Raw genomic sequence first — 383 nt, forward strand, 5'->3', positions numbered from 1 at the left:
CTCACCGGCCAGGGCAAGGTCCGCGGCCGCCGAGTGGAGTACTCCGTCGGGTTCGCGCTCACCGAGCAGGTCCGCGACGCGATCGTCCTGGTCCCCAAACAGACCTGGACCCCGGCGATGGACGCCGACGGTGGTGTGCGCGAAGGCGGACACGTCGCCGAGCTGACCGGCCTCATCGACGCGGACCTGCTCGCGACGTGGCCCGACGGGATGCGGGTCATCGTGCGCCGTGAACGGCCCCACCCAGGCGCGCAGCTGTCCCTGTTCGAGGAGGCCGACGGGTGGCGCTACCAGGCGTTCGTCACCAACACTGCCGTCGGGCAACTGGCCCTCCTCGAGGCCCGCCACCGCGCACATGCCCGCGTGGAGGACCGCATCCGGCA

The 383-nt window shown here is 72.1% G+C and carries 1 protein-coding gene; it reads left to right on the plus strand.

What is annotated here, in order from left to right; genetic code table 11:
* Positions 1–383: transposase (locus Q0795_RS17135; RefSeq protein WP_298891764.1), on the plus strand; the 383-nt coding region annotated here is incomplete at both ends.

The organism is uncultured Serinicoccus sp., assembly GCF_947487915.1.
GTDB lineage: Bacteria > Actinomycetota > Actinomycetes > Actinomycetales > Dermatophilaceae > Ornithinicoccus.